34 protein-coding genes, 1 tRNA gene and 3 pseudogenes are annotated in these 25,639 nt (G+C 59.5%); 13 read left to right on the top strand and 25 right to left on the bottom strand.

Annotated features, from left to right (window positions below):
* The first annotated feature begins 63 nt into the window (after positions 1–63).
* Entirely contained in the window at positions 64–858 is a 795-nt protein-coding gene (locus M1D34_RS03675; RefSeq protein WP_013844664.1) for a DUF1194 domain-containing protein, read from the top strand.
* Positions 859–1,181: 323 nt separating this feature from the next.
* Here M1D34_RS03675 and M1D34_RS03670 read toward each other — a convergent pair whose 3' ends face one another.
* From M1D34_RS03670 to M1D34_RS03655, 4 genes are all read right to left on the bottom strand, one after another.
* A complete protein-coding gene (locus tag M1D34_RS03670; protein WP_013844665.1) occupies positions 1,182–1,415 on the bottom strand; it encodes a hypothetical protein in 234 nt (77 codons plus the stop codon).
* A 124-nt stretch (positions 1,416–1,539) separates the two neighbouring features.
* A complete protein-coding gene (locus M1D34_RS03665) occupies positions 1,540–2,754 on the bottom strand; it encodes a YcaO-like family protein (RefSeq protein WP_498780720.1) in 1,215 nt (404 codons plus the stop codon).
* Positions 2,751–2,966, bottom strand: coding sequence for a hypothetical protein (locus M1D34_RS03660; protein WP_010969830.1), 216 nt, complete (start codon positions 2,964–2,966; stop codon positions 2,751–2,753). The genes M1D34_RS03665 and M1D34_RS03660 overlap by 4 nt, the downstream gene beginning before the upstream one ends.
* 17 nt (positions 2,967–2,983) lie before the next feature.
* Positions 2,984–4,810 carry an adenylate cyclase gene (locus M1D34_RS03655; RefSeq protein ID WP_498780718.1) on the bottom strand — a complete coding sequence of 609 codons (1,827 nt, stop codon included), beginning with the start codon at positions 4,808–4,810 and terminating at the stop codon, positions 2,984–2,986.
* 552 nt (positions 4,811–5,362) lie between these two features.
* Here M1D34_RS03655 and aac(3)-IV point away from each other — a divergent pair.
* On the top strand, positions 5,363–6,181 hold the full coding sequence (aac(3)-IV, locus tag M1D34_RS03650; RefSeq protein ID WP_498780716.1) for an AAC(3)-IV family aminoglycoside N-acetyltransferase: 819 nt from the start codon (positions 5,363–5,365) through the stop codon (positions 6,179–6,181).
* 313 nt (positions 6,182–6,494) lie between these two features.
* Here the strand turns inward: aac(3)-IV and M1D34_RS03645 are convergent, their stop codons facing one another.
* Together M1D34_RS03645 and M1D34_RS03640 are read right to left on the bottom strand one after the other, a co-directional pair.
* Positions 6,495–6,989 carry a GNAT family N-acetyltransferase gene (locus M1D34_RS03645; RefSeq protein ID WP_127541860.1) on the bottom strand — a complete coding sequence of 165 codons (495 nt, stop codon included), beginning with the start codon at positions 6,987–6,989 and terminating at the stop codon, positions 6,495–6,497.
* A gap of 102 nt (positions 6,990–7,091) precedes the next feature.
* A complete protein-coding gene (locus tag M1D34_RS03640; protein ID WP_003534173.1) occupies positions 7,092–7,328 on the bottom strand; it encodes a hypothetical protein in 237 nt (78 codons plus the stop codon).
* Between the two features lie 124 nt (positions 7,329–7,452).
* On the opposite strand from M1D34_RS03640, the gene M1D34_RS03635 reads away from it, so the two are divergent.
* Together M1D34_RS03635 and M1D34_RS03630 are read left to right on the top strand one after the other, a co-directional pair.
* On the top strand, positions 7,453–8,082 hold the full coding sequence (locus M1D34_RS03635) for a hypothetical protein (RefSeq protein ID WP_498780713.1): 630 nt from the start codon (positions 7,453–7,455) through the stop codon (positions 8,080–8,082).
* A 93-nt stretch (positions 8,083–8,175) separates the two neighbouring features.
* A complete protein-coding gene (locus M1D34_RS03630; RefSeq protein WP_498780711.1) occupies positions 8,176–8,760 on the top strand; it encodes a class I SAM-dependent methyltransferase in 585 nt (194 codons plus the stop codon).
* A 6-nt stretch (positions 8,761–8,766) separates the two neighbouring features.
* Here the strand turns inward: M1D34_RS03630 and M1D34_RS03625 are convergent, their stop codons facing one another.
* Positions 8,767–9,372 (bottom strand): alpha/beta hydrolase, encoded by a 606-nt coding sequence (locus tag M1D34_RS03625; RefSeq protein WP_498780709.1) that lies wholly within the window; start codon positions 9,370–9,372, stop codon positions 8,767–8,769.
* 149 nt (positions 9,373–9,521) lie between these two features.
* Between M1D34_RS03625 and M1D34_RS03620 the strand changes: the two genes are divergently transcribed.
* Both M1D34_RS03620 and M1D34_RS03615 read left to right on the top strand, forming a co-directional pair.
* Entirely contained in the window at positions 9,522–10,010 is a 489-nt protein-coding gene (locus tag M1D34_RS03620) for a gamma-glutamylcyclotransferase family protein (RefSeq protein ID WP_498780707.1), read from the top strand.
* A gap of 236 nt (positions 10,011–10,246) precedes the next feature.
* Positions 10,247–10,582 carry a VOC family protein gene (locus M1D34_RS03615; RefSeq protein WP_498780705.1) on the top strand — a complete coding sequence of 112 codons (336 nt, stop codon included), beginning with the start codon at positions 10,247–10,249 and terminating at the stop codon, positions 10,580–10,582.
* Between the two features lie 68 nt (positions 10,583–10,650).
* On the opposite strand, the gene M1D34_RS03610 is transcribed toward M1D34_RS03615, so the two are convergent.
* Positions 10,651–11,355: an HAD family hydrolase gene (locus tag M1D34_RS03610; RefSeq protein WP_498780703.1), complete on the bottom strand. Its 705-nt coding sequence runs from the start codon at positions 11,353–11,355 to the stop codon at positions 10,651–10,653.
* Positions 11,356–11,550: 195 nt separating this feature from the next.
* Here M1D34_RS03610 and M1D34_RS03605 point away from each other — a divergent pair, with 195 nt between their 5' ends.
* Positions 11,551–11,889 carry a hypothetical protein gene (locus M1D34_RS03605; protein WP_014526947.1) on the top strand — a complete coding sequence of 113 codons (339 nt, stop codon included), beginning with the start codon at positions 11,551–11,553 and terminating at the stop codon, positions 11,887–11,889.
* A gap of 19 nt (positions 11,890–11,908) precedes the next feature.
* On the opposite strand, the pseudogene M1D34_RS03600 reads toward M1D34_RS03605, so the two are convergent.
* The 5 genes and pseudogenes from M1D34_RS03600 to M1D34_RS03580 form a co-directional block, all read right to left on the bottom strand.
* Positions 11,909–12,669, bottom strand: a pseudogene (locus M1D34_RS03600) (Stf0 family sulfotransferase).
* Between the two features lie 217 nt (positions 12,670–12,886).
* Positions 12,887–13,513, bottom strand: a complete 627-nt coding sequence (locus M1D34_RS03595; RefSeq protein ID WP_498780700.1) for a hypothetical protein — start codon at positions 13,511–13,513, stop codon at positions 12,887–12,889.
* Positions 13,514–13,709: 196 nt separating this feature from the next.
* Positions 13,710–13,958 (bottom strand): annotated as a pseudogene (locus tag M1D34_RS03590) (DNA helicase); the annotation flags it as partial.
* 337 nt (positions 13,959–14,295) lie between these two features.
* Positions 14,296–14,697, bottom strand: coding sequence for a DUF5615 family PIN-like protein (locus tag M1D34_RS03585; protein WP_498780698.1), 402 nt, complete (start codon positions 14,695–14,697; stop codon positions 14,296–14,298).
* Positions 14,694–15,335: a DUF433 domain-containing protein gene (locus M1D34_RS03580; RefSeq protein WP_498780696.1), complete on the bottom strand. Its 642-nt coding sequence runs from the start codon at positions 15,333–15,335 to the stop codon at positions 14,694–14,696. Before M1D34_RS03580 ends, M1D34_RS03585 begins: the two co-directional genes overlap by 4 nt.
* Positions 15,336–15,758: 423 nt before the next feature.
* Here M1D34_RS03580 and M1D34_RS03575 point away from each other — a divergent pair.
* The 3 genes and pseudogenes from M1D34_RS03575 (at position 15,759) to M1D34_RS03565 (ending at position 17,824) form a co-directional block, all read left to right on the top strand.
* Positions 15,759–16,368, top strand: a pseudogene (locus M1D34_RS03575) (DNA adenine methylase).
* Positions 16,369–16,614: 246 nt separating this feature from the next.
* Positions 16,615–17,307: a hypothetical protein gene (locus M1D34_RS03570; protein WP_498780694.1), complete on the top strand. Its 693-nt coding sequence runs from the start codon at positions 16,615–16,617 to the stop codon at positions 17,305–17,307.
* Positions 17,294–17,824: a helix-turn-helix transcriptional regulator gene (locus M1D34_RS03565; RefSeq protein ID WP_498780692.1), complete on the top strand. Its 531-nt coding sequence runs from the start codon at positions 17,294–17,296 to the stop codon at positions 17,822–17,824. The genes M1D34_RS03570 and M1D34_RS03565 overlap by 14 nt, the downstream gene beginning before the upstream one ends.
* A 31-nt stretch (positions 17,825–17,855) precedes the next feature.
* Here M1D34_RS03565 and M1D34_RS03560 read toward each other — a convergent pair whose 3' ends face one another.
* Positions 17,856–18,590, bottom strand: a complete 735-nt coding sequence (locus tag M1D34_RS03560) for an Abi-alpha family protein (RefSeq protein WP_498780690.1) — start codon at positions 18,588–18,590, stop codon at positions 17,856–17,858.
* A gap of 41 nt (positions 18,591–18,631) precedes the next feature.
* Between M1D34_RS03560 and M1D34_RS03555 the strand changes: the two genes are divergently transcribed.
* Positions 18,632–18,880 (top strand): SMI1/KNR4 family protein, encoded by a 249-nt coding sequence (locus M1D34_RS03555; RefSeq protein ID WP_498780688.1) that lies wholly within the window; start codon positions 18,632–18,634, stop codon positions 18,878–18,880.
* Positions 18,881–18,891: 11 nt separating this feature from the next.
* Here M1D34_RS03555 and M1D34_RS03550 read toward each other — a convergent pair whose 3' ends face one another.
* The 4 genes from M1D34_RS03550 to M1D34_RS03535 all read right to left on the bottom strand — a co-directional run bounded on the left by M1D34_RS03550 (position 18,892) and on the right by M1D34_RS03535 (position 20,853).
* Positions 18,892–19,623, bottom strand: a complete 732-nt coding sequence (locus M1D34_RS03550; protein WP_498780686.1) for a hypothetical protein — start codon at positions 19,621–19,623, stop codon at positions 18,892–18,894.
* A gap of 68 nt (positions 19,624–19,691) precedes the next feature.
* Positions 19,692–20,012 carry a hypothetical protein gene (locus M1D34_RS03545; RefSeq protein ID WP_498780684.1) on the bottom strand — a complete coding sequence of 107 codons (321 nt, stop codon included), beginning with the start codon at positions 20,010–20,012 and terminating at the stop codon, positions 19,692–19,694.
* A 59-nt stretch (positions 20,013–20,071) separates the two neighbouring features.
* The gene (locus M1D34_RS03540) at positions 20,072–20,611 is read right to left on the bottom strand and encodes a hypothetical protein (RefSeq protein ID WP_498780682.1); all 540 of its coding nucleotides are present in this window, start codon (positions 20,609–20,611) and stop codon (positions 20,072–20,074) included.
* The gene (locus tag M1D34_RS03535; RefSeq protein ID WP_498780680.1) at positions 20,608–20,853 is read right to left on the bottom strand and encodes a helix-turn-helix domain-containing protein; all 246 of its coding nucleotides are present in this window, start codon (positions 20,851–20,853) and stop codon (positions 20,608–20,610) included. The genes M1D34_RS03540 and M1D34_RS03535 overlap by 4 nt, the downstream gene beginning before the upstream one ends.
* Before the next feature lie 116 nt (positions 20,854–20,969).
* On the opposite strand from M1D34_RS03535, the gene M1D34_RS03530 reads away from it, so the two are divergent.
* Positions 20,970–21,218, top strand: a complete 249-nt coding sequence (locus M1D34_RS03530; RefSeq protein WP_498780678.1) for a hypothetical protein — start codon at positions 20,970–20,972, stop codon at positions 21,216–21,218.
* A gap of 94 nt (positions 21,219–21,312) precedes the next feature.
* On the opposite strand, the gene M1D34_RS03525 is transcribed toward M1D34_RS03530, so the two are convergent.
* Positions 21,313–21,388, bottom strand: a tRNA-Ile gene (locus M1D34_RS03525).
* A gap of 145 nt (positions 21,389–21,533) precedes the next feature.
* Between M1D34_RS03525 and M1D34_RS03520 the strand changes: the two genes are divergently transcribed.
* Complete coding sequence (locus M1D34_RS03520; RefSeq protein WP_498780676.1) at positions 21,534–22,322, top strand: SIMPL domain-containing protein; 789 nt, start codon at positions 21,534–21,536, stop codon at positions 22,320–22,322.
* An 87-nt stretch (positions 22,323–22,409) separates the two neighbouring features.
* Here the strand turns inward: M1D34_RS03520 and M1D34_RS03515 are convergent, their stop codons facing one another.
* The 6 genes from M1D34_RS03515 to M1D34_RS03490 form a co-directional block, all read right to left on the bottom strand.
* The gene (locus tag M1D34_RS03515) at positions 22,410–22,766 is read right to left on the bottom strand and encodes a hypothetical protein (protein ID WP_003537549.1); all 357 of its coding nucleotides are present in this window, start codon (positions 22,764–22,766) and stop codon (positions 22,410–22,412) included.
* A gap of 256 nt (positions 22,767–23,022) precedes the next feature.
* Entirely contained in the window at positions 23,023–23,427 is a 405-nt protein-coding gene (locus tag M1D34_RS03510) for a nuclear transport factor 2 family protein (protein WP_498780674.1), read from the bottom strand.
* A 108-nt stretch (positions 23,428–23,535) separates the two neighbouring features.
* The gene (locus M1D34_RS03505) at positions 23,536–23,958 is read right to left on the bottom strand and encodes a secondary thiamine-phosphate synthase enzyme YjbQ (protein ID WP_498780672.1); all 423 of its coding nucleotides are present in this window, start codon (positions 23,956–23,958) and stop codon (positions 23,536–23,538) included.
* 113 nt (positions 23,959–24,071) lie between these two features.
* A complete protein-coding gene (locus tag M1D34_RS03500) occupies positions 24,072–24,425 on the bottom strand; it encodes a DUF1428 domain-containing protein (protein WP_003537534.1) in 354 nt (117 codons plus the stop codon).
* A 101-nt stretch (positions 24,426–24,526) separates the two neighbouring features.
* On the bottom strand, positions 24,527–25,096 hold the full coding sequence (locus M1D34_RS03495; protein WP_003537532.1) for a transglycosylase SLT domain-containing protein: 570 nt from the start codon (positions 25,094–25,096) through the stop codon (positions 24,527–24,529).
* A gap of 238 nt (positions 25,097–25,334) precedes the next feature.
* Positions 25,335–25,625 carry a GYD domain-containing protein gene (locus M1D34_RS03490; RefSeq protein WP_003532955.1) on the bottom strand — a complete coding sequence of 97 codons (291 nt, stop codon included), beginning with the start codon at positions 25,623–25,625 and terminating at the stop codon, positions 25,335–25,337.
* Between the last annotated feature and the right edge of the window lie 14 nt (positions 25,626–25,639).

Below are 25,639 nucleotides of genomic sequence, written 5' to 3'. Positions count from 1 at the left end.
CGCGGTGCCCGGGATAGAGGGGCAGAACGCCCGACGCGTGATCCACGATGATTGGCTGATGCGATGTTAGGCACGATAGCATTGATCCTGGCTCTGAGCGGGAGCCCGATACAGACGGCAGCCATGGCCGCCGACGTCGACGTGGAGCTGTTGCTGGCTGTCGACATGTCCGGCTCGATGGACATGGAGGAGGCACGCGTGCAGCGCTCCGGCTATCTGCAGGCGCTGCGGCACCCCGATTTCATCAATGCGGTCCAGGGCGGGCTCCTCGGGCGGATCGCCATCGGCTATTTCGAATGGGCAGGGCTCGTAAACGAGGCCTCCGTCGTAAACTGGCAGGTGATCGAAAATGCTGCCGACGCCGAAGCCTTCGCCGCCAAGCTGGAGGCGCGGCCGATCGGGACGCGGCGCGGTACCTCGATCTCCAATGCGATTCTTTTCGGCACGGGCCTCATCGATTCGAACGCCTTTTCGGGCGCGCGACGGGTCATCGACGTCTCCGGTGACGGGCCCAACAATACCGGGCCGCCGGTCACGCCTGCCCGCAACGATGCCGTATCGCGCGGGATCATCATCAATGGGCTTGCGATCCTCATCCGCCCGTCGGTCTCGACCGGGCCGCTCGACCAGTATTACGCCGAATGCGTCATCGGCGGCCCCGGCTCCTTCGTCCTGCCCGTCCATGAACCCGAGGATTTCGCGATCGCAATCCGCCAGAAGCTTATCCTGGAAGTAAGCGGCCTGACACCCGAGCCGGCGCTCCGTTTGGCGGCCGGCGAAGCTGCGGCAGATTGCATGATAGGCGAGAAGCTGCGGCCTGGTTTTCTCGACAGGGTCTACCCGGAGCTGGATCGCTAGATGTGAGCAACGCGCCGCGGGTCTTCCCGCAGCGCGCTTTTTCCCCCGCCCGACCATAGATCGCCTCCGCTCCAAGGCGTGTTGAGATTCGGGATACCCGCCGCGGCTTTTTTGATCTCCTCATTCCTGTGCTCGTCACAGGAATCCAGCCAGCCCAAGTCGTTGGGCTGAAAGAACTCTTCCCCGCGCCGCAGACGCGGCGCTGCCCTCATCTCTGTGACAAGCACAGAGATGAGGAAGAGATTGCAGTCCTCCCCGCGCTGATCGACGCGCTCGGCAACATTGTCCGCACCGCGCTTTGCGAGGCGAGCCCGCGACCGCTGCTATTGCAACGAGTGCGTTCTGGCGTTGAAGCCCGCGGCCGCGATGACGAGCTCGCTGCGATCCCGCAACTCGTTGGCAACGGCCTGCAGAGCCATCTCGACGCAATATTCGACGGCCTGAGCGTCCAATGCGCGGGCGCTATCGCGAATGTGGCTCAGCATTCTGGCGATGCTCGCAAGTTCCGTTTCGGTGTCCGTCAAGGACGAAGGATGATTACCCATTTGAACCCCCATTCCGTGCGCTTCCCTGACATCGACTATAAACGACTTCGGAATTTCCGCGCGTTGCACGAGCGTTGCACACGCATCGGTAGAGTTCCGCGCCGGATCTCGCCAGGCGCCTTGCGGGTCTGCTCCTTCAAAATGCGAGCGCTTTGGATAGCGCGCGCGGACCGAAACGGCGTGCTCTTTCACCGTCGGGGTTCTCAAGATCGGGGACGAAGATCTTGATGACCGCGAACGGCAGAGCTTCGGCTGACAGGCGGACCACAATTGCAGATTGCACACCGGCATCCTTTAGATGATCGATGGTGTGGCGCATGAGCGCGTCCAGATCGCCGCCCGCAGGCGGCGCCGCCGGCGCATGCCGGCACGGCCCCGCGAGGAAGGCCTGGCGGGTCGAGTCCGGCAAAGGCCGGCTGAAGGTTTCGGGAAAGACATCGTCCCGAGCGCCGCTCATGAAGGTGAGCCGCGACTGCGCCGCTTCGGTCACCGCTCTGATCGCCGCGCGAACGGCAAAGACATGCGCCCCGCAGCCGCTTGTCACATCGACGAAACGACCATCGTCCCTGATGGCGATGTCGGAGGGGCCGAGCAATGCCAGAAAGCAGGGAATACCGATGTCGCTGGTAATGTCGAAAAGCCGGAGATCGAGACCCGCGGCTCTTATGCGCTCGACGAGACTATTCAGCGCTGCATCGCCGAACCCCTCGGGAGCAACGCATTGCCGGTAACGGCTCTCCGGCCCAGACACGCCCCACAGGACATGGGCGTCACGCTCGATGCGCTCCAGCAGCCCGTGCAATGTCGCTTCCTGGATGGAATTTCCCGATGCGAGCCCATCCGACGACATCCAGAAACGCGAAGGCCGGGTACGGTCCAGCAGCGCCGCTGCGAGCGGTACGAGCACCTCGCGGCCGGAGATCAGATCGGAGCCGGCGGCCCATGGCAATTCCTCCTCCGGACCGATTTCCTCCTGCCCGGCCGCAATCAGCCCCGGAAGCGGGTCCGCGGTCCGTCCGGACGCCCGCAGGGCCCGGGTTGTGGCCATTATGGTTTCGACCGCGGGTTCGCCGGCAACAGCGCGCTCCAGCGCCTCCATGACGGCAGAAACCTTCGCCTCCGCATCCGTCAGCCCTTTGCCCTGTGCAACCACGATGGATCGTGCATTCGGCGTGTAGGCGCACCAGACCGGGATTCCGGTCCTGTCGAGTCCCGTGTGCCTCGCGATGCGGGTTATGCCGAAACCGGAAAGCAGAGGCCTTACACGTTCGAAGGTCTCTTCCGGGCTCAGCACACGATCGGAATATTCATTGCGCAAGTCGGCCCCACCCCCGATGTCGGGACCGGTCACCCGTCGAAGTGACCCGAAAACACCTTGTCGGCGGAGGACACAGCCACTGCGAGGTCGACATTCTTGACGATCGTCCCCCCTTGTGCACGGAGCTTGTTCGCCGTGGCCAAGTCGCCCGTCACCTGATCGAGCGGCCTGACGGTTCCGTTCCCCAGATCCGCCAGCCACAGACCCGGCTCGCCGGGAATGCCTATCACAACAACTTTCGCCATATCGCTATCCCTCATCCTCAAAACCCCGCTTTTTTCAGCCCCTCACGATAGAGGTCCTTCTGCCATTGTTCCTTCATCGGAACGACGGCAAGCCACTTATCGACGTCGAACGTCGGATTGCTCTTCAACGCCCGCATCCGGTACGCCCGTGCTTTCTTCTGGTCGCCGAGCATCGCCCAGCTTGCCGCAAGCAGCCTGTCGCCGGGCGACTTGTCCTTCATTCTCTGAACGTAGCCGATCGCGTCCTCATAGCTTTCGAGGAAATAGCTGGCACCGGCAGCGCTCCAGAAATAGGTGTCGGGCGCCAGCGGATTGAGCGAAAGCGCCTTGCCGAGCTTGTCGAGCGCCTCGTGCGGACGGGAGACATGAACGAGCGTGTCGGCGTGGCTGTAAAGCACGTCGGCATAATGCGGGCTCAGGTTTTCGGCGAGATCCAGCGCCGCAAGGCTCTCGTCGAGATCACCCTGATAGAGCTTGACGACACCGAACTCGCGGTGTGCTCCGGGCAGGTCCTCATTGCTTTCGATCGCCCCCTTGGCGTGATGCTCCGCCACCGAAAGAAGTTCCCGGTCGCCGCGGGCAGTCAGGATCCACTCGATTGCATAGGTGCGCGCCATCCCGCTCAGCGCCGGAGCAAAATCCGGCTTGTGCTTGAGCGCGGCCCTGAAATCGCCGCGTGCCCTGCGGATTTCGGGAAGACCCACGCTGGAGAGGTTTCGCAGGCCGGCGAGATAGGCGTAATAGGCCTCCGGATGGGCCAGATAGTCGATACGCGCGGCACGGCCTGTCTCGACCTGCTCCGTCACCGCCCGGGCGACATGGAAGGCGATTTCCTGGCGTTGCTGCAGGAGACCGACCGGAGATATCGCAAACCGCTCCGCCCAGACGATCGCGTCGGACGGCAGAAAAATGAGCTGCGTGAAGAGCCCCTGGTCCGACATGCGGCAGTCGAGCGCATAGGTAACGCCATGCTTTTCCAGGAACGCAGCCTTGTCCGCGGCATCCCGTATGCGCTCCGCCGTGTAGGGAGCAACGACGGACATCGATCGTTGCGCACATAGCCCGATCGTGATGTCCTCGACCACGGCCACGCTGACCGCGTGAAGCATCGGATCGCTGCCGAAGGCCGCCGGCGGAAGCAGCGCGACACGGGGTGCCGGCGCAACCGGTGGAGCACTCGTCTCCCTTGCGGGCTCTCCGGCAAAGGCACCCTGCTGCAGCCGGGCCCTGTCCGGTTGACCGCTCCCGACGACCAGACCCCCGCCGGTCATCCGCTCCAGGATCGGACGCACGGCCGTATCCGTCGGATCGAGTTCGAGGAAGTGCATGCACGCGGTCCGCAGCAGCGCCCTGTCGGCAAACCGCTCTTCGCCGCCGATAAGCGCCGCGCGCAGCAACTGCGTGAACAGGCGCCGCTGTTCTCCCACCCAATCCGCATAGCGGCCCGGCGGCACATCCGCGCTTGCGAGAAACCCATCGCGCCATAACCGAAGCCCGGTGCGGAACGCCTCCTCCGAACGTTCCAGCGCCTGGAAACCGTCGACGTCGCAGGCAATCTCCCCCAGCGTAACCTCGGCTTCCGTTGCCGTAATGAGCGGTCCCAAATCCGCAGCAAGGTGGCGCATGCGCCACAAGGTCGACCGCAGGTTCTTGAAGGCGACGCTCTTTTCCCGCTCGGGCCAGATCAGCATTGCGAGCTTTTCACGGGAAGCCGTTTTCTCCCCGGACACGCAGAGATAGGCGAGTATCAGCGCCCCCCGCTCGGGACACGCCACAGCCACGCCGCCGGAATCGACCAGCCGCAATTCCCCGAATGTCTGCAGACGATAATGCGGCCCCGCCACGAAAACCTCAAATGGCTCGAATAGTGGAAGCGCCGCCGGCGACCGGCGAGACCGTCGACATCTCGTTCACCCAACCCTCTCCTGCCCCTTCGGCACGAACATCAAAGCGCACGCTGCAACCAATCGCCGCCCCACGGCTCATCGCTGGAGAATGGAAAGAGGACGCCGAGCATGCCCGCGATCTCTGCAGGCATCCGCCACCGATTGGCACGGTTCATACCTCCGGATGTGCGGCTGCGACGCCCGGAGCCATACCGTCCCATTGTTCACTTCCCAGCCCGATGCGGCAACGCATGCAGCCCGAATGCGAAGATGCTCGAAAAGCCGGAACATGGCAACTCATGGCCGCCTATATCTGCAAAGGGCGCAACCCGAGCGGCGTCCGCGGAGCTTCCGCATCGTTGTTCGCCGGCCGTTTTGATGCTATGATCAACGGGATCGATCGAGGGTGCCGTAACCCCGCTGCAGATCGTTCGCCGGAGCGCGCTTGGCCCAAACAAGCGCGCTTTTTGCTGTCGAATGCCAACCCACGCGGTTACCAATAGGCAATCCATGACGCAACAAAATGAATCGCGGACTTCGGAAATCGTTGACCAACTCATTGCGCTCGGGGTGAAGCCTGGAGGCGTCCTGCTCGTTCACTGTTCCTTTCGCAGCGTCCGGCCTGTCGAAGGCGGGCCGCCTGGCGTGATTGCCGCTCTGCGCGCCGCCATTGGTCCGGAGGGCACGCTCGTCATGCCATCATGGTCGGGTCTCGACGACGAGCCGTTCGACCCGGCGGCGACACCTGCCACACCCGACCTTGGAATAGTCGCCGACACCTTCTGGCGTCTGGAGAATGTGACGCGCAGCGACCATCCGTTCGCGTTTGCGGCAACGGGCCCGCTTGCCGCACGCATCACATCAGACAGCTTGCCCCTGCCCCCGCACGCTCCCGCAAGTCCGATAGGGCGTATCCATGAACTCGATGGACAAGTGCTCCTCCTCGGTGTCGAACACGATTCGGACACCACGCTGCATCTCGCCGAGCTGATCGCGAAAGTTCCCTATGGGGTGCCGAGACACTGTACGGTCCTCGATAACGGCAAGCCGATCCGCGTCGACTATCGCGAGAACGATCACTGCTGCCAGAACTTTAACCTCGCCGACGCCTGGCTGAGGCGAGAGGGCTTGCAGCGGGAAGGCCCGGTCGGCCATGCCCAAGCCCGCCTGATCCGCTCCCGCGACATCGTGAGGATAGCCTCGGATCGACTGGCCCGCGATCCACTCGTCTTCCTGCATCCGATAGAGGCAGGGTGCGAAGAATGCGATGCAGCACGCCAATCGGCAGGCTGCGCTCCCCGCAGCACTTCCGGTGGAGGGCAGTTTTAAATGGTAGCGCTCTGGAAGACGGTGGGCGAGGAACAACTATCCTTCGTAGAGAAGCGAATGTCTGGAAGATCATTCACGAACATCTAAGCCAGTTCCCTAAACAATGACCGCAATAGAGCCAACAGCGTCATCGCTCCCGAAGGTTACGGGGAAGCTTAGGTTAGGAAGTTCTCATCCATCCGCGAACGAGCGAGCACAAGATCATCGTCGTTTGGGCCCATCCATGGCCTGCATCGAGCGCGTGGTGGGTAACCGCCGCGTTCGCAGCGATAAGCTGCTTGGGGGAACGTCTCCAACGGGTCGAAATTGGAGCTTACTCGCGGCTGGAACGCGTAAGAACCGTCAGTCCATGCGGACCGACGTTTTCTTCGAGGCGACGCCATCCGAATCCTTCGTAGAAGGAACGCCTTTCCGGCAACGCGCAGAGATAGGCGATGTCGTGGCCCAGATCGAACGCCGCCTCGGCTGCGCGTCCGACGAGAGCTCTGCCTATTCCCCTACCCCGATGTTCGGCCTCGACCCACACGGCAGCCACCCAAGGAGCGTATTGCGGGCGCTCGTCCAGGTCGCAGGAGATAATGAGCGTCGATCCGAGATATCGCCCCCCATCATGGGCCACGAGACCGAAGGGCAGCGCGTTATCGTTCAGCATTTCCTGCATGTGGTCTGTCACGTGTTCCAGTGGATGGCCTGCTCCTTGCCACCAGGCCCTCCAAATCCGGTCCGCGACCGTTGCGCAGAAGGCAGGCTGATCACGAAGGTCAGAGATGGCGTAAAGCTGCCGCTGTGGTTGGGACATGATGGTCATGAAGCCTTGCTTGCTGATCGGTCAGCAATTCGCGTTCGAAGGCCAAAGCTGGGTGATCAGGTCAACCGTCTACTACGGCCTGTCTGACGACATGGGACGGCTTCACGAAGCCGAGTATTTGACCGTTACGCCGCGCTGCCGAAAGTAGGCCTGCATCAGCTTCCTGCCAGAACGGTTGTTCTGCGCGAGCCTAGCCGGGTCAAAGACGGCCTCTTTCAACCCCTCCCGCGCCAACGCTGCCTTGAGGGTCGCGATATGCGCGTCGAGGTCGGCATTGTCCGCTTGGAGCGATTCATAAATGCGGTTTGTTGCATCCGCGACGGTCGGTTCGCTCACCATTACACTCCTGTTATTGCTGGTTGGCTGGCGCTTACCACATTTTTCGGCTTGACCCTAGAGGACGCTCTGTCTCCAACAGCATGACGTCATTGACGATCTAAAGGAAGCGACCCATCTAGGCGTCATGCCGAAACACGACAAGAACCACATCGAGCTGCTCAAGACATGGGTGCTGCCGCCAGCGGCAACATTGGGTTCATCTGTCCGCATGAAGGGCATCCTTCTGGAAATTCGCGCGCGGCTTCCGCATGCCACGAAGAAGTCGCTCAATCTCGATGGTCGCGAGCTCACGCTTATGATGCCCGCAAGCGAGAAGGCTGAATTCCATGCCGCATCGGCTGTCGTCGTCAAGGCGTTGGTAGACATCGAGACCCTTCCGGTGATTCCGCGCGAGATCGAGGACATCCTTACGATCAAGACGAGCGAAAGACATCGCTGGCTGGCCGACGGTCGCTTGCCAAGCGCCGGAACGCGAACGGTCAAGCTGCGCGGGCGCGCCAGGAAGATAACATTTCACGTCTTCGACCCGAGGATTGTCGGAGACATTCTCGATCGGGGCGTCGTCGAAGATTGGCGCGAGGAAGACGCGGCGGCTGCCGCCGAAAATCGCAGACGGGCTGCGTACAAGGCGAAGTTGACGCGGACGTTGAGAAACACCACCAAGGGCGGGCCGAATTCCAAAACCGAACACGGAGACGCCGCCTCCAACCTGGCCGGGTGGGAGGAGTTCGGACGCGATGGACTTCTTCGATAATCGGTAACCGACCGGTTGCGCCAATAGCGGTCATTCCTTCTTTATGAATGCCGTGAATGATAACCGGCACGAATTGGGGCGAGCGACTTTCCGATGACCGACGTAACACTGGGCTTCTACGACACGAATGCTGAGGAATATGCTGCCGACTTGGGTGCTCCCAATCCGAGATTGTTTACCTTCCTCGACCGTTGCAGGCCAAAAGGTAAAGTCTTGGAACTGGGGACCGGCGGCGGTGTCGATGCTGCCGCTATCATCGGAAGAGGCTTTGATCTTGACGCCACCGACGGCTCCTCCGAACTCGCCGCTATTGCGTCGCGCCGCATCGGACAGCCAGTCAAGACAATGCTCTTCAATGAGTTGGATGCCGTCGGATTTTATGACGGCGTATATGCTTGCGCTTCACTGACCCATGTACCTCGATCCGACCTTCGCGGTGTGATCGAGAAAGTTTACCGGGCGATGATCGAAAACGGGGTCGTTTGGGCGAGCTTCAAAGCAGGAGCCGAGGAGGGTTCGGACGCACTTGGTCGCCATTATAACTATCTGTCGCAAGACGAGTTGATGGGGCTCTGGCGAGCAGCGGCACCTTGGCGGGAGATTAGAACGGAGGCGTGGTTGGGCGGCGCTTACGACCGGAAGGCAACGGAGTGGGTGGCTATTACCGCCATGAAGTGAAGTACGCTAAGGGCCGAAAGCGTCATCGTTACGGGGAAGCTCAGGTGGGAAGTTCTCATCCATCCACGAACGAGCAAGCACAAGATCATCGTCGTTTGGGGCCCATCCATGGCCCGCATCAAGCGCGTGGTGGGTAACCACTGCGTTCGCGGCGATAAGCTGTTCTGCGACTTGGGAGGCGTGCCGTGGCTCTCTCCTGTTGTCATGCAGACCCGAAATGATAAGCACCGGCTTGCCTGACAACTCTGGAAAAGTAAAATCGTCTGAGATTGGCTGTGGCCGCAGCAATATAGCTCCAACGAAACTTTCCGGTGCGAGCGCAAGAAGCGCGGTTCCGAAAATTGCTCCGCTGGAATACCCGACAACGAGCATTTCTTTCAGTCCGCAAGCGAACACGAAACCGTTGGCAGATATGCTTTCCCTAGCAAGAGCTATAAGTTCTTCGTGAGGTATGGAGCGATCCGATCGCCTTTTGAAGAAGGTGAAGCCATCAGCATCCACGAATGTTCCTCGCGGGTTGCAACGTGGCTGCTGTGGCGCAAGCCGATTGGTAAACTCGCTAATGAACTCCGGGTGCTGCGAGGAACCGTGCAAGCCAAGTATGCCAATCATCGCAATCTCCCAGAGTTCCGGACGTCGCCTATTCGCGTCGTGTGACAGGGGAATGACTGAAATGGGCCGACAGCTGACGAGCACCTCGGCCGAAATGCGCCAACAGCGGACGCTTGTGCTGCGCGCATCCAAGGTCGCGAGGCGACCCGTTGCAGAACTTCCGGAGGTCGTGCACCTTCAAAACGATGAAACTCGCGGCGCATCCGTTCGTGGGAGCGGCACTCGTGGCTCAAAAGGTATTCGTCTTCGGGACTCTAAAGAGAGGCTTCCCGCTTCACGACCAGGGACTTTCAGTTGCGACGTTTCTGGGAGTCTACAGGACGCGGAGACGCTACCCCTTACTCATTGCCGGACCTTGGTTCGCCCCAATGATGTTCAACGAACCTGGTATGGGATGCCAAGTGATGGGTGAACTATACGAGGTGGACGACAAAACTGTTGAGAAGCTTGATGGACTGGAGTCTGTGGGCGAACCCGGAAACTTTCGCGCTGCGATAGAGGTAGAGCCAATCGAAGGCGGCCCCCCGTGTTTCGCACTTGCTTATATGAAGGCGCGGGAACTGGCCGATCCGGTTCACTCGGATCACCTCCAGGTGTACGAGGATTGGCGCTTTATCCCGTTTGACCAAAGGCCTTAGCGTCCGTTCTCCACCCGCTACTGCCGTTGAGAGCAGCGGAGCTAAGGTCGTCCTTGGGCCGACAGCTGACGAGTACATCGGTCGGATTGCGCCAATAGGAGACATGCAATCCGGGATCGGCTAGCATCTGCCTGCACCACGCCGACGGATGCACTCATGCCCGACCCTGCGAAGACGTTGTAGCTGATTGGGAGCGGGCTGATCTTGAGGGTTGGTTACCTTAGCGAGTAAAACTCATGCGGTTCGTTAATCCAATACCGTTCGTCCGTGACATTCAACGCTCGAAAGCGTTCTATCGAGATGTAATTGCGCTCAAGGTGTTAGAGGATTTTGGGAGCTTTGTTCTTTTCGAGACCGGCTTCTCGATCCACGAGGGGACGGCGATAGAGAAAACTGTGTGGGGCAAAGCATTCGATACGAATGAACCCTATGGTTGTGGCAACCTGCTTCTATATTTCGAGCATGAGGACGTGGGGCAACGCGTCTTCCGGTTCTATGATCCAGACAGGCATGTGATAGAGGTGGGTGAGCCACAGAGCGCTGCAGTATCAGAAAGCACGCGCGATTCCTGAATCCTGCGAGGGCCAATGACAGCTTCGGGCCGACTGCCTCCATGTCGCTGAAGCGCCATCAGCGGACATCAGGATAGTGCAATACGTGGCTTTGGCTCGATGCGGTTAAGTGTATTTGCTAGAAGGTCCTGCACGGCGTGAAGGTCGGCCATTATGCACTCGCAGCGACTAAGGACGTCCGGAGTTGGCTGAACGAGATCAGGTACCATCACCGTCATCGCTCCTGCGCTCGAACCCGAGAGAACCCCATTTCGAGAGTCTTCGAGGGCAACACATTCGGTGATGGGCAAGCCGAGCCGCTCGGCGGCCAGTAGGTATGGATCGGGCTGCGGTTTTCCTGCGGCGTAATCGCCATAGGCGACAATGGTTTGAAAACGACCTTGCAAGCAGGTAGTCGCAAGGTGCTCCTCGACGGTTTTCCGATTTGATGAGGTTACGATAGCTGAAGGTATCCGTTCCGCTTCGAGGAAGGATAGAATTCCCCGCAACCCGGGCTTCGTTCGCAAGTCCGTTCGAGCCATTTGCGTGAATAAGTCCGATGCCCGCCTCCAGAAATTCTCCATAGGAGCATCGTTACCGAACTGGGCCAACAAAACTTCGCGGACACTGGAGGCTGGCAAACCAACGGTTTCGAGATAGACCGACAACGGCAATTCGAACCCTGCATTCTGCGCGGCCGCTATCGTCGCATCTCGATACAAAGCTTCAGTATCGAAAATCAAGCCGTCCATGTCGAATAGGATGGCTTTAGGGACACGAGGCAGGCGCTGCATTATAGCCCTCAAGGATAGACACTCACTTACCCGCATATTGCCTTGCAATGACTGTGCTATGAAAGCAAAAGTTTGATGACCGCTTCGGGCCGGAAGCTGCCTATCTCCTGACCCACGATTAGTGGCGGCAAGCGGGTGACTTCGGCCGCACAGAGTGTAAGTTTGTACCCATCTACCACCACGAAGAGAGCGCCGATGCCCCGTTTTCTAGCCGTGTACACCATGAAGCCCGAAGACCTCGCCTCTTTCCGCAGCCTGCCCAAGGCCGAGCAGGACGCGGTCGATGCCGTCGGCCTGGAACAGTGGGCAGCGTGGGAGGACAGAAATGCCGCATCCATCCTCGATCGTGGTGGCATGGTGGGCAAGACGACGCGCGTGACCAAGGACGGTGTCGCCGCTGCCGTGAACCCCTTTTGCGGCTACCTTGTCGTCGAGGCGGAAAGCATCGAGGCCGCGGCGCGGCTGTTCCAGGACCACCCGCATATCACAGTCTTTCCAGGAGACGGCGTAGATATCATGCCCTTTCTGACCTGAACTCCTTCGGGTCAACCATTCAAGCGATATTGTGCGCCAAACGGAAACGCGTTGCCCATTCATGATTGGTGGCGTCGGCTAGCTTTTCGACACCGGGTGTGATGCCGCTTGCGGCCTCGCACTTCAATCCCAGTCGGCTCAGTACTTTGCGCAGGCTCCCCAGGGGATTGGCTGAAAGCGCCTCATATGCGATCCGAAAAGGCTCAATTCCTTGCATTTCGAACCAGTCGTTCCAGGCCCGATCATAGGCTGCAAATCTCTCGTACCAGGTTCGGATTTCATCGGAGTTGTAAACAGGTGCACTTGGCGGCGCGGTCCGTTCCAGCTCGGTTCCATCCGGAGCTGCATGCCACAGCCCGGTTTGCTCGGCCTTTACCAGCGAGACAGCCTGCTCAACCTTGTCGAGCCGAGTGAGATGCAGAAAAAGTGTCCGTCCGAAGGCCGCTTCAATTCGTTGCAAATCACTGGAGCGTTCCGGGTGCAGGACTGCCAGTTTCTGGACGAAGAAATCAAAGCTATGTCTTTGGAGCCGCAGGCCGAACATGCCTGTATCGCGGCTTCCTTTGGGATTGCCGCTCGAAATATCGTAGCCAGAATATCGGCCTCGGGCTTTGAGGCGTCTGCGGCCAGTTCGAAGTAGGCCAGCCATTCGGCAATCGAGGGGCGATGAAAGTAGGACCCGGGGTTCCCGGAGATGCCCGTCGCCGCCAGCAGCTTGCACAAAAGCGTACTGCCGCTGCGCGGAGAAGTGCAGATCACGTAGGAGTCGAATTTTGGCATGGCTGTTTCAGAGACAAGGGAATCCTGACGAATTTCAAGCCTGAATTGCCTCATGGTGCAAGTGCGTGAACTTTGGTTGCGAGCATCCCAAAACGCCCTCGTCGGCGCGGATGAATTAATGCTAGGTCGCCGCCTCATTATGGCCGTGAGCAGCTTTGGGTCGTCCGCGCGACATAGTCAACGATGGACCGGCAGCCGTTGCGCAGTCCTGTTATCGTCAATTGCTTGCGAAGCAGTAGAAGAGACCGTCTCCGCCGGTTCCCTTGAATGCCTCGTTCGAGCAGCCGCCTCTTGTCGAATGCGACGAGTTCCAGGATTTCGCCGCATCGGAATCGTCCAGGCCCGTGCGGTCGCTGTGGCCGACGATCGCCGCGCCTTCCGCACCGCCCATTGTCCAATTTCCGCAGGTTTCCGGTGCGGCGGTTCCATCGGGCTTCGAGCCGGTCAGGATGTCGTGGCGGTTCGGGCTGTCGCCACGGCCGGGAATGACTTCGCCTTTCTCGTTGAGAGCCGACTGCTTGGTCAAGTTGTTGTTGTCGCTGTGAAGCGAGGCGACATTGTCAGCGATCTTCTCGCCCTTGGCGTTGTACCAGGGACCATTTCCGATCCGATCCCTGGCGTTCTCGGTGTCGGTGGATAGATAGGCTCTCCAGGTCTTGCCCGTCGAACCACTCGCCGTCGCCAAAGAATTGCAGTATGCGTCGGCTCCGGCCAGGCCTCCGAGGTCGCCACCCCTGCCCGGATTTGCGCTGGTGACGAAGAAGCTCATGGAGGTGTCCTGGGCCTGCGCCGATAGCGAAGAGCAGGCCAGGAAGGTTACTGTGAATGCAAGCGCGCGGTTCATGGCGATTCTCCAGCATTTCGTCGGTGAAGCGTATTGCTGAAAACGGCTGGCGTAAAATCGAAATCCTGTGATTTGCAGGCGGCAACCGGTGTGTAAAGCCACGTTCATGCAAGCTCTGTTTAGGCATCGCGCCAACACCCGTCACTGCCGGACCGACTGCCGCGACACTTCCAGGACATCGCGGCAGTTGAGCGCATTAGGCAACGTCTTGAAGCTGGGCCTCACCATTGTGTAGGAAGCAGGCTTTGTTGAAGAGCCGCAAATCAACGAGATTTGGAAGACGAATGTCCCGAATGTCCGGCAAGCGCTTGCTTTGCGGGTCAAACGACCGATCTACCTGCGAAATGAACCCAAATACAACTCCGGTCTGTCTGGCGAAGTCGCCAAGAGCCAGAACCTGATCCGAGAGTGCTGGCTTGCTTCGCTGCCGATCCAGTATCTGCAGAGATGAGGCGTGCCGGTGTTGATCTGGAGGTTCCCGAGTCGTTTTCTGGGCTCAAGACGGTGTCAGGAGTGATCGTCGACTATGCTGAGTTCGTCAAGGCGATGGCCGCTCGCCGCGCGGCACTCAACATAAGCAACTTAGAGCGCGAGATGAGGTCCGGTCTGCAGGAAGGATACGTCACCAAGCCCGAAAACAGGGAACGCCCCCACGGTCGCGGCCTCAGTCCGGACACGCTTCCTCTTTGGCTGGGCAGTGTGCGGTGGGGATCGTCCTTGTCGAGCTGCCGCGCCGGCCGCGCAAAGCAAGGATCGGTCTACTGAGGCGAGCGCGACGGTCTTCAGCGATACGTGAGTATGTGGTGGTTCGTTATTTCGACCCACAGGCGTCTGGACGTTTTGGTCTGGCTGACGTGCCATTCATGCTCAATGAGCGAAAGGGCCTGTACAACCCTTTTAGAAGCCATGGCAGCATTGCAGGAACACATCAGAAGATCGAGTTTCTTAAAGCGGTCATCGCTCTTCCCGAACCGCTTCGACAAATGCTTCATATCTGCGTCGACCGCCACAAGAATCGCGTCGTTCGCCATTGCAGTCTCACACACTACAGGATCCTTGGCGCCGTCCGATAGAGCTTCGCGGTGGTATATGACCTGATGGCCAGCGTCGGCGATTTCCCTCCCTACTGAGTCGGGAACGCTGGCATCCAGGAAAAAGCGAAGAGGCGAGGACTGGTTAGTCAAGCCGCCTCTTCATAAGCTATGGCCGCAGCGATGTCGGCTTTCGTCAGAGTCGGGTACTCCTGCTGAATTTGCTCTGGAGTGTAGCCCTCTGCCGCGAAAGCCTTTACCGCTTGAACCGGGATTCGGGTGCCGGCGATAACCGCGTGCCCTCCGAAACCGCGCTTTTTCTCGATCTTACCGACGGCGCCCGCTTCCCGCTGACGCATCGCATTGACCGCCTCATTCATGTTTCCTGTTACGACACGCAGGGGAATTTGAAGGACACCCTGGCCAGTCACTATTTCCTCTTTTGTGCGTGAAAGCGGATTCTCGAAAACGACCTTCTTGTTTAGGACGTAAAGCGTAGTCTTCGCCCAAACGTCGTCGCCGAGGTGCGCAAGTTTCTCCTTCACGGTTCGAAGATGCGGTAGTGAAACCTTGGCGTCGTTCCGCAAAGCATTTAGGACCTTCAGAGACACGAGATCGCGGAATGAATACAGGCGACTGAATGGCTTGCTGCGATCTTCATAAGCTAAGCTAGGGACGAAAAAACCCGTCCGGTCCCAATGGCGCAGCTGGCGCACACTGATTCCGGTTAATCGCTCGGCCTGTTCCTCCGTGAACGCGGCCACAACATTTTTTTCGCTTCTGTTGGCCATCAGCTAACGATGTAGGGTCAAATTGAGTCGAAAACACTAACAGTGTGCATCCACATGGCGAAATCCGATACTCTCTTTCTGATTGTAGCGCAAATTGCCGATCGGTTGGGGATCGCGCCGATGAACTGAAGGGGATTCTACCAGAAGTGACCCGGCAAGGAATCCCATCGCCAGACCCGCTGTTCGCCAACCGCCGCTACTGGCCGGCAGTGAGGGCCTAGCTCGATCGCCGATATGGTCTAGGCCAAGACGATGGAGTAATCGCACCACCTGGTCTGGACGGCGCTGAAAACTGGGAGTCCGACACCTATTGGGAGGCGAGCCAGTGGAAACTTTCCACAGTCTCGTTCCATTCGGCGATCGCTTCCGGTCGCGATGATCTCGGCCATCCCGCACGTCACCTATGCCGAACCTTTCGTCGGAATGGGCCGCGTCTTTTCCGGCGCACGGCCGCGCCGGAATGGGACGTCATCAACGACCGCAACGGCGAGGTGGTCAATCTCTTCCGGATCCTGCAGCGGCACTATCCGCAGTTCATGGACACGCTCAAATTCCAAATCACCAGCCGCCGCGAATTCGAGCGCCTGAAGGCTTGCGATCTGTCGACGCTAACCGACCTGGAACGCGCCGCGCTTTCTCTACCTGCAGAAGCTGACCTTTGGCGGCAAGGTAAGGGGACAGAACTTCGGTATCAGCCATGGGGAGTCGTCGCGCTTCAATCCGACGCGTGTGGCGCCAATGCTGGAAGACGTCCACGAGCGCCTCGCCGGCGTGGTGCTGGAGGAACCTGGACTGGTCGGACTTCATCGACCGCTACGACCGCCCCGGCACGCTCTTCTACCTCGACCCGCCCTACTTCGGCAGCGAGGACGATTACGGCAAAGCCCTCTTCGGCCGTGATCAGTTTGCGGCCATGGCGGAGCGTTTAAACCGGCTTCAAGGGCGCTTCATACTGTCGACAAGCGACGTTCCGGAGATCCGGGAGGCGTTTGGAGGCTTCGATTTCCACAACTCCGCACCGAATTATCCTTAACGGAAATCTCCCTGGCGCTCGGGCCAATATGAGAAGTCAGGCCAAGCCATGATCGTCAATGAAGTTGGCACAGCCCATCCTTTGCATTGCCGATTTCCGCGAAATCAGCATCCTGGCGAGTGGCTCGCCGAAGTTCGGAAGTAACGTGCCGCGTCACGAGCCCGTCACTGGCTTGGCGCGTTTATCCGCAAATTCCTGCGCAGATCGATGTCATCAATAAGGTACTACTCAACAACGGAGCGGCGTTTGCCGCTCCTGCTTCCGCTATCGAAGCCTTCGGAGTCTTCCGCAAGAAAGCAGCAAGAGGAGGCTGAAGCCCGCCTCGAGACACTGAGACAAGATCAGGTCGACGCCATCGAGGAAGGCCGCGACTTCCAGCACAACAACGAGATACTCATCGTCAACGAGCGATTGGCGGCGCTGGATAAGGCGATCGCGCGAGCGGAACGACGGGAAGCGGCTGAAGAAGCTCGGCTCCAACGCGCCGCACAACGCGAAGAGGTGCGGCGGCAGCAGGAGGCACTGACAACGGCTGAGCAGACCTACTTAGACCTGCTCACAGAAACGGAGAAGACCGCCAGTGAACTCGTCCGGTTGCTGCAGTCCGTTCACGCTCAATCGGGGCAGCTGTATCGGGTCGGAATAGGCGCTCGCGACTTCCTTAGGCGACATGATCAACCGTCTGATGAGCCGAAGATGAGTGGACCGAATCTTGATGACCGGCTCAGCCACTATCTGTCGTCAACCCTGTGCGGACTTCGGCCAAAATCGAATGCTTCGAACAGGCTGGGGCAAATCGTATGGCAGAGCGTCCGTCCGATGAGTACATCCTGGGTGGAAGCTGAAAGGCGCGCGCTTTCGGGCAACAAAAATCATAAGCTGCGCGCACTCGATCGCGTCTTCTCCGGCCTTCAGGAGTCGTCCGATGACGCCGAATAAGCTGCGCGCCCCGAAGGGCGATCGGTACCTGGCGACGCAGGAGGTAATGCAACGTTTAGGTATCTCGCGCTTCACCCTCCGCCGCTGGCATGAGCGCGAGAAGATAGGTTTTCCGAAGCCTATCTTCATCAACCCCCGCCACTATTACCGAGAGTCGGATGTTTTCCGCTGGGAACTGAAGCGCGAAGGCATAGACCCCGATGTGCCCGATGCTGTGCATGGCGTGGAAGTCGTTTCGGGCGTGATTTCAGATTACGGTGAGCTCGTCAACGCGCTGAAGAAGCATCGCGAAAACCTCAAGATGACTGCAATCGAGCTCGATGCCCGATCCGGTATGCAGGAGGGGTACACCATTAAGCTCGAGAACTGGGAGCGACCTGACTACGGCCGCGGAGCCGGACCGGATACCCTGCCGCTGTGGCTCGGTGGGCTCCGCCTTGATATTGTCCTCGTCACGTTGCCCCGTGCGCCGCGCAACTACCAGCAGCGGGCGAAGCCAGCCGTCGAAAGCTTGTGAGACCCCGGGCCCCGTCAGGTCCGGGATGGCCCTACTCCAATGCCGCGGACGCTAACAACCTGCCGAGATCAGTCAGGCGATATTCGCGAAACTCGCGGCTACCCGTTTGCTTACCGCCATTGTAAGTGGGCTCCTGAGGCTTCCATTCGAATATCCCGGCGAGACCCAAAGACCACAAATGATTCATGTAAAAGTCGATGTTGCTTGGAAAGTGAAGCTGGTCAGCTGGAAAATCGTCTAGCTCCACCGCCTCCACGTTGGACATGCCATTTCGGAAGGTGTGACGGAACTGCTTCTTATAGGTTTTCCCGCGGCGCCGAGCTTCTGTAATCTGCCGCAGTATGAACGCCTCGTCCGGTGAAAGCTGTCCAATTAGAATTGGAAACGCAGGGTGAGCTTCGTTCACCCTGTCGCGATCCATGCTGCGACTCAGCAACTGGGAGAACATTTCGCAAATGGGGGTCTCGTCATCTTCGTACTTGATGCCTTCGATCACCGGGCCGAGAATTTGAGGCGCCGGTGCTATGCGGCGTTGCTTCGGCACCCGCCTGATTGCACGATCTAGGAATTCCCGGTACCGGTCTTGAAGAGCTGCTGTGAGCTGCAAAGGAGCCAACGCTAAGTGAAGGGTCTTGGCGATATCCTGGACGATTAACCCCGCTTGTTTGGCGCCGGGGCTCACAGCGTCATTGTACGCTTCCTTCACAGGTATCTGCTTTGCCACCTCGACCGCGATTGCAGTTGTCAGATCCGTGCTTTCGGGCATAACGGCCTCCTCATCACCACGTTCATTCAGGACCTTCGAGTATGAGCAAGGCAACAGGCCTGTTCGTCACAGAAGGCCAGTGCGCAGAACGCCTGGGCCTTTCGCTTGATCAATTCAAACTGGCATTGCTAGGCGCTTCGAAAGCTGGCTTCCCCTCTCCGGATCCTCTGTTCGCCAACCGACGATATTGGCCGGCCGTGAAGGCGTGGCTCGATCGGCGATATGGCCTCAATCAAACGGAGGCAATAGCCTCGCCATTTGGTTTAGATGGACGAGAAAATTGGGATTGAGGGACGAACGATCACTTCACGGCGCTTTCCTGAAGGATCTTACCTATCCTCTGCAAGGCCTCGATTTGCGCGCCTTCCGTCAACGCCTGATTTTCCAGGCTTCTTCTGATGTCGCGCAGGATCGCCGCTTCAGCAGCGCCGTTCTCGTCCATGCGCTGAGCTAACGCCTGAGAACCGGCAACTTGAGCACTCCCCACCTTCGATAATTCGGCCTTCAGCTCTGTAGCCGAGTTGTCGGGGAAGACGTAACGGTCAACTCCCGCCTGCAGGAAGGGTGTCGCGACCGCAATTACGATAGCGATTACGCCAACCGAGATGGCGCGTGACGCTGAGCGGTCGGTCTGCTGTGAGGCCTGTTCAAAGGATACGAGAAACTGGGCTGCATGCGCTTGTATCGTCGTTGCAATCTGAGCTGCCTCGATCAGCACTTTTTGCATTTCGTCGAACTGATCCTCGATCCGACCAAGGCGCTCATTTGTTTCGTGGGCCGGACTCCGGGGCATCTCAGGCAGCCGCGGCGATTGCAGAGTCGGAAGCACGTCCCGCATCTCGGCTAGCCGCCGATTTTGCTCGCTTAGCCGATGCGAGAGATCACCTAGATCGTTGAAACCCGACGTGGCAGCGGCCAAGCGTCGGGAGATATCTGAAAAATTGATTCCCTCTGTCGCTTTCCGAATTTGGTCCTGCATGCCGGAAAGCTGCTTAACGAGATCTGTAGGAGATGATTTCGGCTCGTCGGTCATTTGCTTGGGGATCGTCCCTTTTGGATCACAGTCTGTGGATCGGCTCGGGTGGAAGGTACTACCCCACGCTACCGGGAAGCGAGCTGGTTGAAGTTCTCCACCGTCTCGTTGAATTCGGCGACCGCTTCCGAATTTTCCCGCTGTAGGCACTTCCCGTAGCGCTCCATCTTCGCCTGATAATCCAGCATTTCTGAGCGACAGGATTGAAACTGGTATTCGTCGAAGAACGAGATGGCGCTGGTCGCGCAGTAGGGTGGCTTGGGCCTCTTGATCTCGTCTGAGATAACCAATGACCGGAATTCTCGGCATTCGAGATCGATAGCGAACGCAGGCCCGCACCCGATCAGCGATGTGCCGACCATGATCGCCAGCAAGTTTTTGCCGTTCATGCATATCTCCCCGCTCTCCTTAAGCGGGAGATTTGACCGAAGACACGCACGAGTCAAGACTAGCGCTGATGCTCGTCAGCGTAGCTGAGACGGACCCGATTGCGATATCGGAACCACTCGGAGGGCGTGCGGATTCTCTTTTCATTCATTCGCATGTAGTCGTCGCACGCGGCGTAAAGATCCCGACGAAACGTGGAAGTGGCTTTTCGTTTGGCTTTCAGTTCCAATTTAGCTTTCGTCCTTTCAACGTCGGTGAGGTGACCACCATGCAAGGCCTCGGCGCTCCACATTCCATCGTAGATCACCTCCTGCCGCTTCCTCAGAAAGCTCACCACATCATCACCAAATAAGAATCGAGCCTGATTCACCGCTGTTTGCATTCGATAGTCGAACTCGCTGAAATCGTGGGGATTGGTCTGGCTGAACCTTACGATCTCCTCAATTTCCTGCACAGTTCGATAGCGCCGCTCAAATAGGTCCAGAACAACCTTTTGGTGGGCGGTCCTCCATTGAAGATAGCCAATGGCGCCCACGGCGATCGCAATCGTAGGCGCCAACAACGCTTGTAGCGTTTGAATCCACACCGGAACGGCGCTCATTCAGAGCCCCTCTTTAATGCAACACCGGGCCCGGCCGAGACTTGTCCATTGTCCAAGAATTGCACCCCCTCCGCCTCCAAAGCAGCAACCACTTTTTCGACCGTTTCTTGCGAGACCAGCCCTGCATGATCGGGCCGTCCCTCAATCCGGCGTAGCGTTATGAGGGGAATGCCGGTTTTCCGGCTGAGCTCCGCCTGAGTCATTCCCAGCAGATCTCTGCCCGCTTTGACTAAGGTCTTCATAGGTTATCCCTTGTGATATTTTTTTATCAGTGATGCACTTGCTATCAGTTTCTGTCTAGTGATAACAAGTTATCAGTTCATTGACGGACTGCTCAGAACAGACATGGAGTAAGAAATTGCCGAACAAGCGCGTCGCGGCCACCGCCGAAGGTATGCCCAAAGGGGCCCTTGAACTCTTCCTGCAAGCCCAGGATCAGGTCAGTGAATGCATCGATTTCTCACGCCTGCTCTTCAACGCGATCGAAGGCATGGATCTCGATGACGATCTCAAGGCGGTGTCCGCTGGCGTCTATGCGGTTGAGAGAAAGTTGAGAGAGGCGCGGACCCTTTTCGACCGCGCACGAGGCTGGCCCCTCGGGCAGTGATCGAAATGCGCCCAATGTTGCCCCCTGCGTTGCCCCAGCCAAAGCGCAGGGGCAACATTTCGAGCGATCTTTCACCTAAGTCGTTGAAAATAAATGGTGGGCCCGGAGGGACTCGAACCCCCAACCAAGCGGTTATGAGCCGCCGGCTCTAACCATTGAGCTACAGGCCCTGCCGTCTTCGTCGGCGGTTGCGGACCAATGGCAGTCCGCTGTGCAGGCTCTAGCGTAAAACCTTTTTGCCGACAAGCCATTGCCGCAATAGCTACACAATCGGTAAGCATGGAATCGAGGATAAACAACCGGAGAGAAACGTCCATGTTTTCTACACGCATTGCCCGTACCGTTCATGTCGCCGCAGTCGCAGCCGCCTTTGCCGGTGCCTTTGCAGCCGCAGCGGCGGCGCAGGAGAACACCGCCGGCAAGGGGGATGGCAAGGGGCGTCCGGACGGCGTCAGGGGCCGTCAGGCGGTGATCAAGGTCTCCGGCGAGGGCCGCTCGACGACCGCTCCGGACATGGCGATCCTGCAGCTCAGCGTCGTCAAGGACGCCAAGACCGCGCGCGAAGCGCTCGATGCCAACAACAAGGCGATGGCAGAAGTGCTCTCGGCATTGAAGCAGGCCGGGATCGCCGAGCGCGATCTGCAGACGAGCGGCTTCTCGATCAATCCCCAGTATCACTACCCGCCGAACAATGACGGCGGCAACCGGCCGCCAGAACTGGTGGGCTATCAGGTCGTCAACGGCGTCGGCGTGCGCGTGCGGGATCTGGGACAGCTCGGCGAAATCCTCGACAAGTCCGTGACCCTCGGCGTCAATCAGGGCGGCGGTATCGAGTTCACCAACGACAAGCCGGATGCCGTGATCACGGAAGCCCGCAAGGCCGCGGTCGCTGACGCCATCAACAAGGCCAAGGTTCTGGCCGAGGCGGCGGGGGTCTCGCTCGGACGCGTGATCGAGATCGCGGAGCAGCCCTCCCGGCCCGAGCCGATCCCCGTGGTCCGCAGCATGGCCAAGGAATTTGCCGCCGCCGATTCGGTTCCGATGGCGACCGGCGAGAATGCTTACAACGTCACCGTCAACGTGACCTTCGCCGTCAATCAGTAGCGCGGTCGCAAAGCAAAGAGCCCCCACGCCAGGGCGTGAGGGCTCCATTTCCGTCGGCCGGGGGAGACGGGACGGAAATCCGTGGATTTACCAGCGGCCGATGATCGGGCATCCGCGGGCGTTGGCGAAAACGATCGCCTGGCGGTGGCCGTGACGGCGGCCTTCGACGACGACGCGGCGACCCGTCACATCCGCAACATAGGCGCGGCGAAGGCCACGGTCGCGTGCCTTGTCGACCGCGAGGCCGGGTGCACAGCGACCGCGACGGTCGCGGCGGTCGTAGTGCCGGCGATCGCGCCAGTCGTCGTGGCGGTCGTGGTCGCGGTAGTGGACGCCGCCGCCCGGACCCAATTCCAGGGTGAGCGACTGAGCCGAGGCCGTGGAAACCAGACCGGTCAATCCGATCACGGCAGCGACGGCGGCGTTAACGAGGAACTTTTTCATTGCTTTTCTCCGGTGTGACGAAGCGGTTCTGGTTGACGATTGAGGCAAACATAGGCCGGCCAAACTGAACGGCACCGGAACCCTCCGTTCATGCAGTATTCAGGTTGATCACGCCCCTGACGCGCGACGAATCGCTTCGTCCCCCGGCGCTTTCCGGCAGGCTAAGTTATTGATCCGGCAGGAAAGAGTACTTCCAGGAAAAATTTGTAACGGTTTTCCGTCCGGAAGTGCGTTGGGTCAAACGGCTAGATCGGGCTCAACCCGCGAGCTCCCGCTCGAAGAGGCGGCTATTGCGGTAGTGGCTGAGGCGCGCAATGAGGCCGTCCTCGATCTCGAAGACGAAAACGCTCGCAATGGAGTAGGCCTGACCGGAGGCTTCGGGAAAGCCGGCCATCGTCTCGCGATAGGTGCCGCGCGCGGTCGTATCCGCCGCCACGCGCTCACCGGCGGCGTCTCGCATCAACACGACGTCGCCGAAGCTCTCGTCGAAATGGCGGAAATAATTCATCACCCAGCTCCTGAGCGCGCCGGCGCCGAGGGTTCGCTCCCCGGTCAGCGAGTCGAACGCAACGTCCTCGCCGACGAGGCGCGAAAACGTGTCGAAGTCGCGGTCGTTCAGAGCTTCGATGAAATGGCTGGCTATCGTCTGGGCGTCTGTCATTCTCTCCTCCGAATTGGCCTCCGCTTCACTCTACCGCAGAGCGCGGGCGGCGCGGAAAGAGAAAATGGCAGCGCCCGCCCGGACGGTTACTGCCGCGCTTGCGCCTCGTCAGCTGCCGAGATGCAGGACGATCTCGCGGCGGTGCGGCCGGTCGCGGTGTTCGAAGAGATAAAGCCCCTGCCAGGTTCCGAGCGCCAGGCGCCCCTGCATGACGGGAATGCCGAGCGAAACCTGCGTGAGTGCCGCCTTGATATGGGCCGGCATGTCATCCGGGCCCTCCATGGTGTGGACGACCCAGCTCATCGAGGGATCGGAGGACGGCGGCACCAGCCGGTGGAAGAAGGCATGGAGATCACGCTTCACGTCCACATCGGCGTTCTCCTGGATGATCAGCGAAGCGGAAGTATGACGGACGAACACCGTGAGCAATCCCTCGGCCACGCCGGACGCGCGCACGAATTGGGCAGCCTCGGCGGTGAACTCGTAGAGCCCCTGCCCTTTCGTAGATATGGTTATGACGGTCTGCGCCATTCCCCCTCCGCCTGCTTTGTGGTGGCCCCGCTTGTCCAGAGACGTACGGGGCCCGCCCGGCATCCGGTTCGCTCCATGATGGGCGGATCGTACAGCAGCCGGCAACGCCGATCCTATAATTCGAGAAAGGGCTCGAACCCGCCATAGATCATGCGTTTTCCATCGAAGATGGACTTCCATTCGTCGCCCTGGAGTCTCGGATCCGCCATCACCTTGGCGACGATCGCGTCCCGGTCCTGACGCGACCGGTAGACGATCCACGAGAAGACGACGGTCTCGTCGTCCTTTGCCTGAACCGCGCGCGGGAATGATGTGAGTTCGCCATAGGGCACGTCGTCTGCGAGGCATTCGACGTAATTGAGCGCGCCATGCTCCTTCCACACCGCGCCCGCCGCGCTCGCCAGCTTCTTGTAGGCCTCTATGTTGGCCGTCGGTACTGCAACGAGAAAACCGTCCACATACGCCATTTTCGTCTCCTCCACGTGTTGAAAGACATCACCAGGACGATCGAAGAGCACAGGTTCCGACAGGGGAACGACATTTTGATGGCTGCCGTCACCCGCTCGCGTCACGAGCCGCAGCCGCGCAGCTGGCGCGCGTAGTTCGCGGCCATGCCGGATGCTCTCTTGGCGCCGGCCTTTGCCGTATCGCTCCAGTTGCCGCGGGCATAGCCGCTGTGGCCGTGATAATAGGCGATATAGAGCCTGTAGGTGTCGTTCAGGGCGATGCCGTTCCGCTGGTGGCTCTGATTGTGATACCAGGCGATGAAGCGGATCGCGTCGCCGAAATCCGACCGGCGCGCCGTCCATCGGCCCGTCTCGGCCTGGTAGCGCGCCCAGGTGCCGTCAAGCGCCTGCGAATAGCCGTAGGCTGAAGAGACCCTTGTCCACGGGATGAAGCCGAGGAGCTTCGTCCGCGGCGGCCTGGCATTATGGCGGAAGCCGGACTCCGCATAGATCGTCGCCATCAGCACCGGGACGGGCACGCCATATTCGCGCTCTGCCGCGTAAGCAGCCCGGCGCCAATTGTTGAAAAGACCATCTCGCTGCTCGAAAACCGCACAGGCGTTCCGGGTCTCTCTCGGCACCGTTCCGCAGCCGGCCAACAACAGGAGGACGACGACAAAAACCCAACGCATCGCGGAACCTCTCGTTTGCGAGAGGTTGATAAGACGTAAATCTTAAGGATCGGTTTTTACGCGTAGGCGAAGGTGGTCTGCCCCTCACCCCTTTAACCCGAGGAATAACCCTCGAGCTCGCTTGCGGGCTAGGGCATATGCGGATCTGCTCCAAGCGAGAGCTCGCCGCAAATATTCTCCTCCCTTGTGGGGAGAATATTTGCGGCAGGCGGATGAGGGGCGATCCGGAAGCGCTCTCTCAGAGCGTGCCGATCAGTTCGCGGTAAGCGGCCTCTGGGAAGGCCTTCAGCGTACGCGTACGCACATTGCCGTTCATGCCGAGCGTGATAGCGAACCGCGCGGCGACTGCGTCGTCAGGCGCTTCGCAGATCGCAACCATGTCGTGTTCGCCCATCGTCAGGTAGAAGTCCTTGAAGGAACCGCCCATCTCCTCGAGCTGCCTCCTTGCCGCGTCGAGCCGCTTCGGGGACTCGCGCACATTTCTGATACCGAGCTCAGTCCAATTGAGAAGCAGAACGTAAGTCGTCATCTCACACCTCCCGC

Source organism: Ensifer sp. D2-11 (genome assembly GCF_054161295.1).
The sequence above is the reverse complement of the archived record's forward strand: the minus strand, read 5'-3'. Positions and strand labels throughout refer to the sequence as shown.

Excerpts from the sequence above, each read along its gene's own strand:
- M1D34_RS03675 (WP_013844664.1), top strand. The coding sequence starts at position 64 with ATGTTAGGCACGATAGCATTGATCCTGGCTCTGAGCGGGAGCCCGATA.
- M1D34_RS03670 (WP_013844665.1), bottom strand. The coding sequence starts at position 1,415 with ATGGGGGTTCAAATGGGTAATCATCCTTCGTCCTTGACGGACACCGAA.
- M1D34_RS03660 (WP_010969830.1), bottom strand. The coding sequence starts at position 2,966 with ATGGCGAAAGTTGTTGTGATAGGCATTCCCGGCGAGCCGGGTCTGTGG.
- M1D34_RS03645 (WP_127541860.1), bottom strand. The coding sequence starts at position 6,989 with ATGACCATCATGTCCCAACCACAGCGGCAGCTTTACGCCATCTCTGAC.
- M1D34_RS03640 (WP_003534173.1), bottom strand. The coding sequence starts at position 7,328 with ATGGTGAGCGAACCGACCGTCGCGGATGCAACAAACCGCATTTATGAA.
- M1D34_RS03635 (WP_498780713.1), top strand. The coding sequence starts at position 7,453 with ATGCCGAAACACGACAAGAACCACATCGAGCTGCTCAAGACATGGGTG.
- M1D34_RS03630 (WP_498780711.1), top strand. The coding sequence starts at position 8,176 with ATGACCGACGTAACACTGGGCTTCTACGACACGAATGCTGAGGAATAT.
- M1D34_RS03625 (WP_498780709.1), bottom strand. The coding sequence starts at position 9,372 with ATGATTGGCATACTTGGCTTGCACGGTTCCTCGCAGCACCCGGAGTTC.
- M1D34_RS03615 (WP_498780705.1), top strand. The coding sequence starts at position 10,247 with ATGCGGTTCGTTAATCCAATACCGTTCGTCCGTGACATTCAACGCTCG.
- M1D34_RS03610 (WP_498780703.1), bottom strand. The coding sequence starts at position 11,355 with ATGCAGCGCCTGCCTCGTGTCCCTAAAGCCATCCTATTCGACATGGAC.
- M1D34_RS03605 (WP_014526947.1), top strand. The coding sequence starts at position 11,551 with ATGCCCCGTTTTCTAGCCGTGTACACCATGAAGCCCGAAGACCTCGCC.
- M1D34_RS03595 (WP_498780700.1), bottom strand. The coding sequence starts at position 13,513 with ATGAACCGCGCGCTTGCATTCACAGTAACCTTCCTGGCCTGCTCTTCG.
- M1D34_RS03580 (WP_498780696.1), bottom strand. The coding sequence starts at position 15,335 with ATGGCCAACAGAAGCGAAAAAAATGTTGTGGCCGCGTTCACGGAGGAA.
- M1D34_RS03565 (WP_498780692.1), top strand. The coding sequence starts at position 17,294 with ATGACGCCGAATAAGCTGCGCGCCCCGAAGGGCGATCGGTACCTGGCG.
- M1D34_RS03560 (WP_498780690.1), bottom strand. The coding sequence starts at position 18,590 with ATGCCCGAAAGCACGGATCTGACAACTGCAATCGCGGTCGAGGTGGCA.
- M1D34_RS03555 (WP_498780688.1), top strand. The coding sequence starts at position 18,632 with ATGAGCAAGGCAACAGGCCTGTTCGTCACAGAAGGCCAGTGCGCAGAA.
- M1D34_RS03550 (WP_498780686.1), bottom strand. The coding sequence starts at position 19,623 with ATGACCGACGAGCCGAAATCATCTCCTACAGATCTCGTTAAGCAGCTT.
- M1D34_RS03545 (WP_498780684.1), bottom strand. The coding sequence starts at position 20,012 with ATGAACGGCAAAAACTTGCTGGCGATCATGGTCGGCACATCGCTGATC.
- M1D34_RS03540 (WP_498780682.1), bottom strand. The coding sequence starts at position 20,611 with ATGAGCGCCGTTCCGGTGTGGATTCAAACGCTACAAGCGTTGTTGGCG.
- M1D34_RS03535 (WP_498780680.1), bottom strand. The coding sequence starts at position 20,853 with ATGAAGACCTTAGTCAAAGCGGGCAGAGATCTGCTGGGAATGACTCAG.
- M1D34_RS03520 (WP_498780676.1), top strand. The coding sequence starts at position 21,534 with ATGTTTTCTACACGCATTGCCCGTACCGTTCATGTCGCCGCAGTCGCA.
- M1D34_RS03515 (WP_003537549.1), bottom strand. The coding sequence starts at position 22,766 with ATGAAAAAGTTCCTCGTTAACGCCGCCGTCGCTGCCGTGATCGGATTG.
- M1D34_RS03510 (WP_498780674.1), bottom strand. The coding sequence starts at position 23,427 with ATGACAGACGCCCAGACGATAGCCAGCCATTTCATCGAAGCTCTGAAC.
- M1D34_RS03505 (WP_498780672.1), bottom strand. The coding sequence starts at position 23,958 with ATGGCGCAGACCGTCATAACCATATCTACGAAAGGGCAGGGGCTCTAC.
- M1D34_RS03500 (WP_003537534.1), bottom strand. The coding sequence starts at position 24,425 with ATGGCGTATGTGGACGGTTTTCTCGTTGCAGTACCGACGGCCAACATA.
- M1D34_RS03495 (WP_003537532.1), bottom strand. The coding sequence starts at position 25,096 with ATGCGTTGGGTTTTTGTCGTCGTCCTCCTGTTGTTGGCCGGCTGCGGA.
- M1D34_RS03490 (WP_003532955.1), bottom strand. The coding sequence starts at position 25,625 with ATGACGACTTACGTTCTGCTTCTCAATTGGACTGAGCTCGGTATCAGA.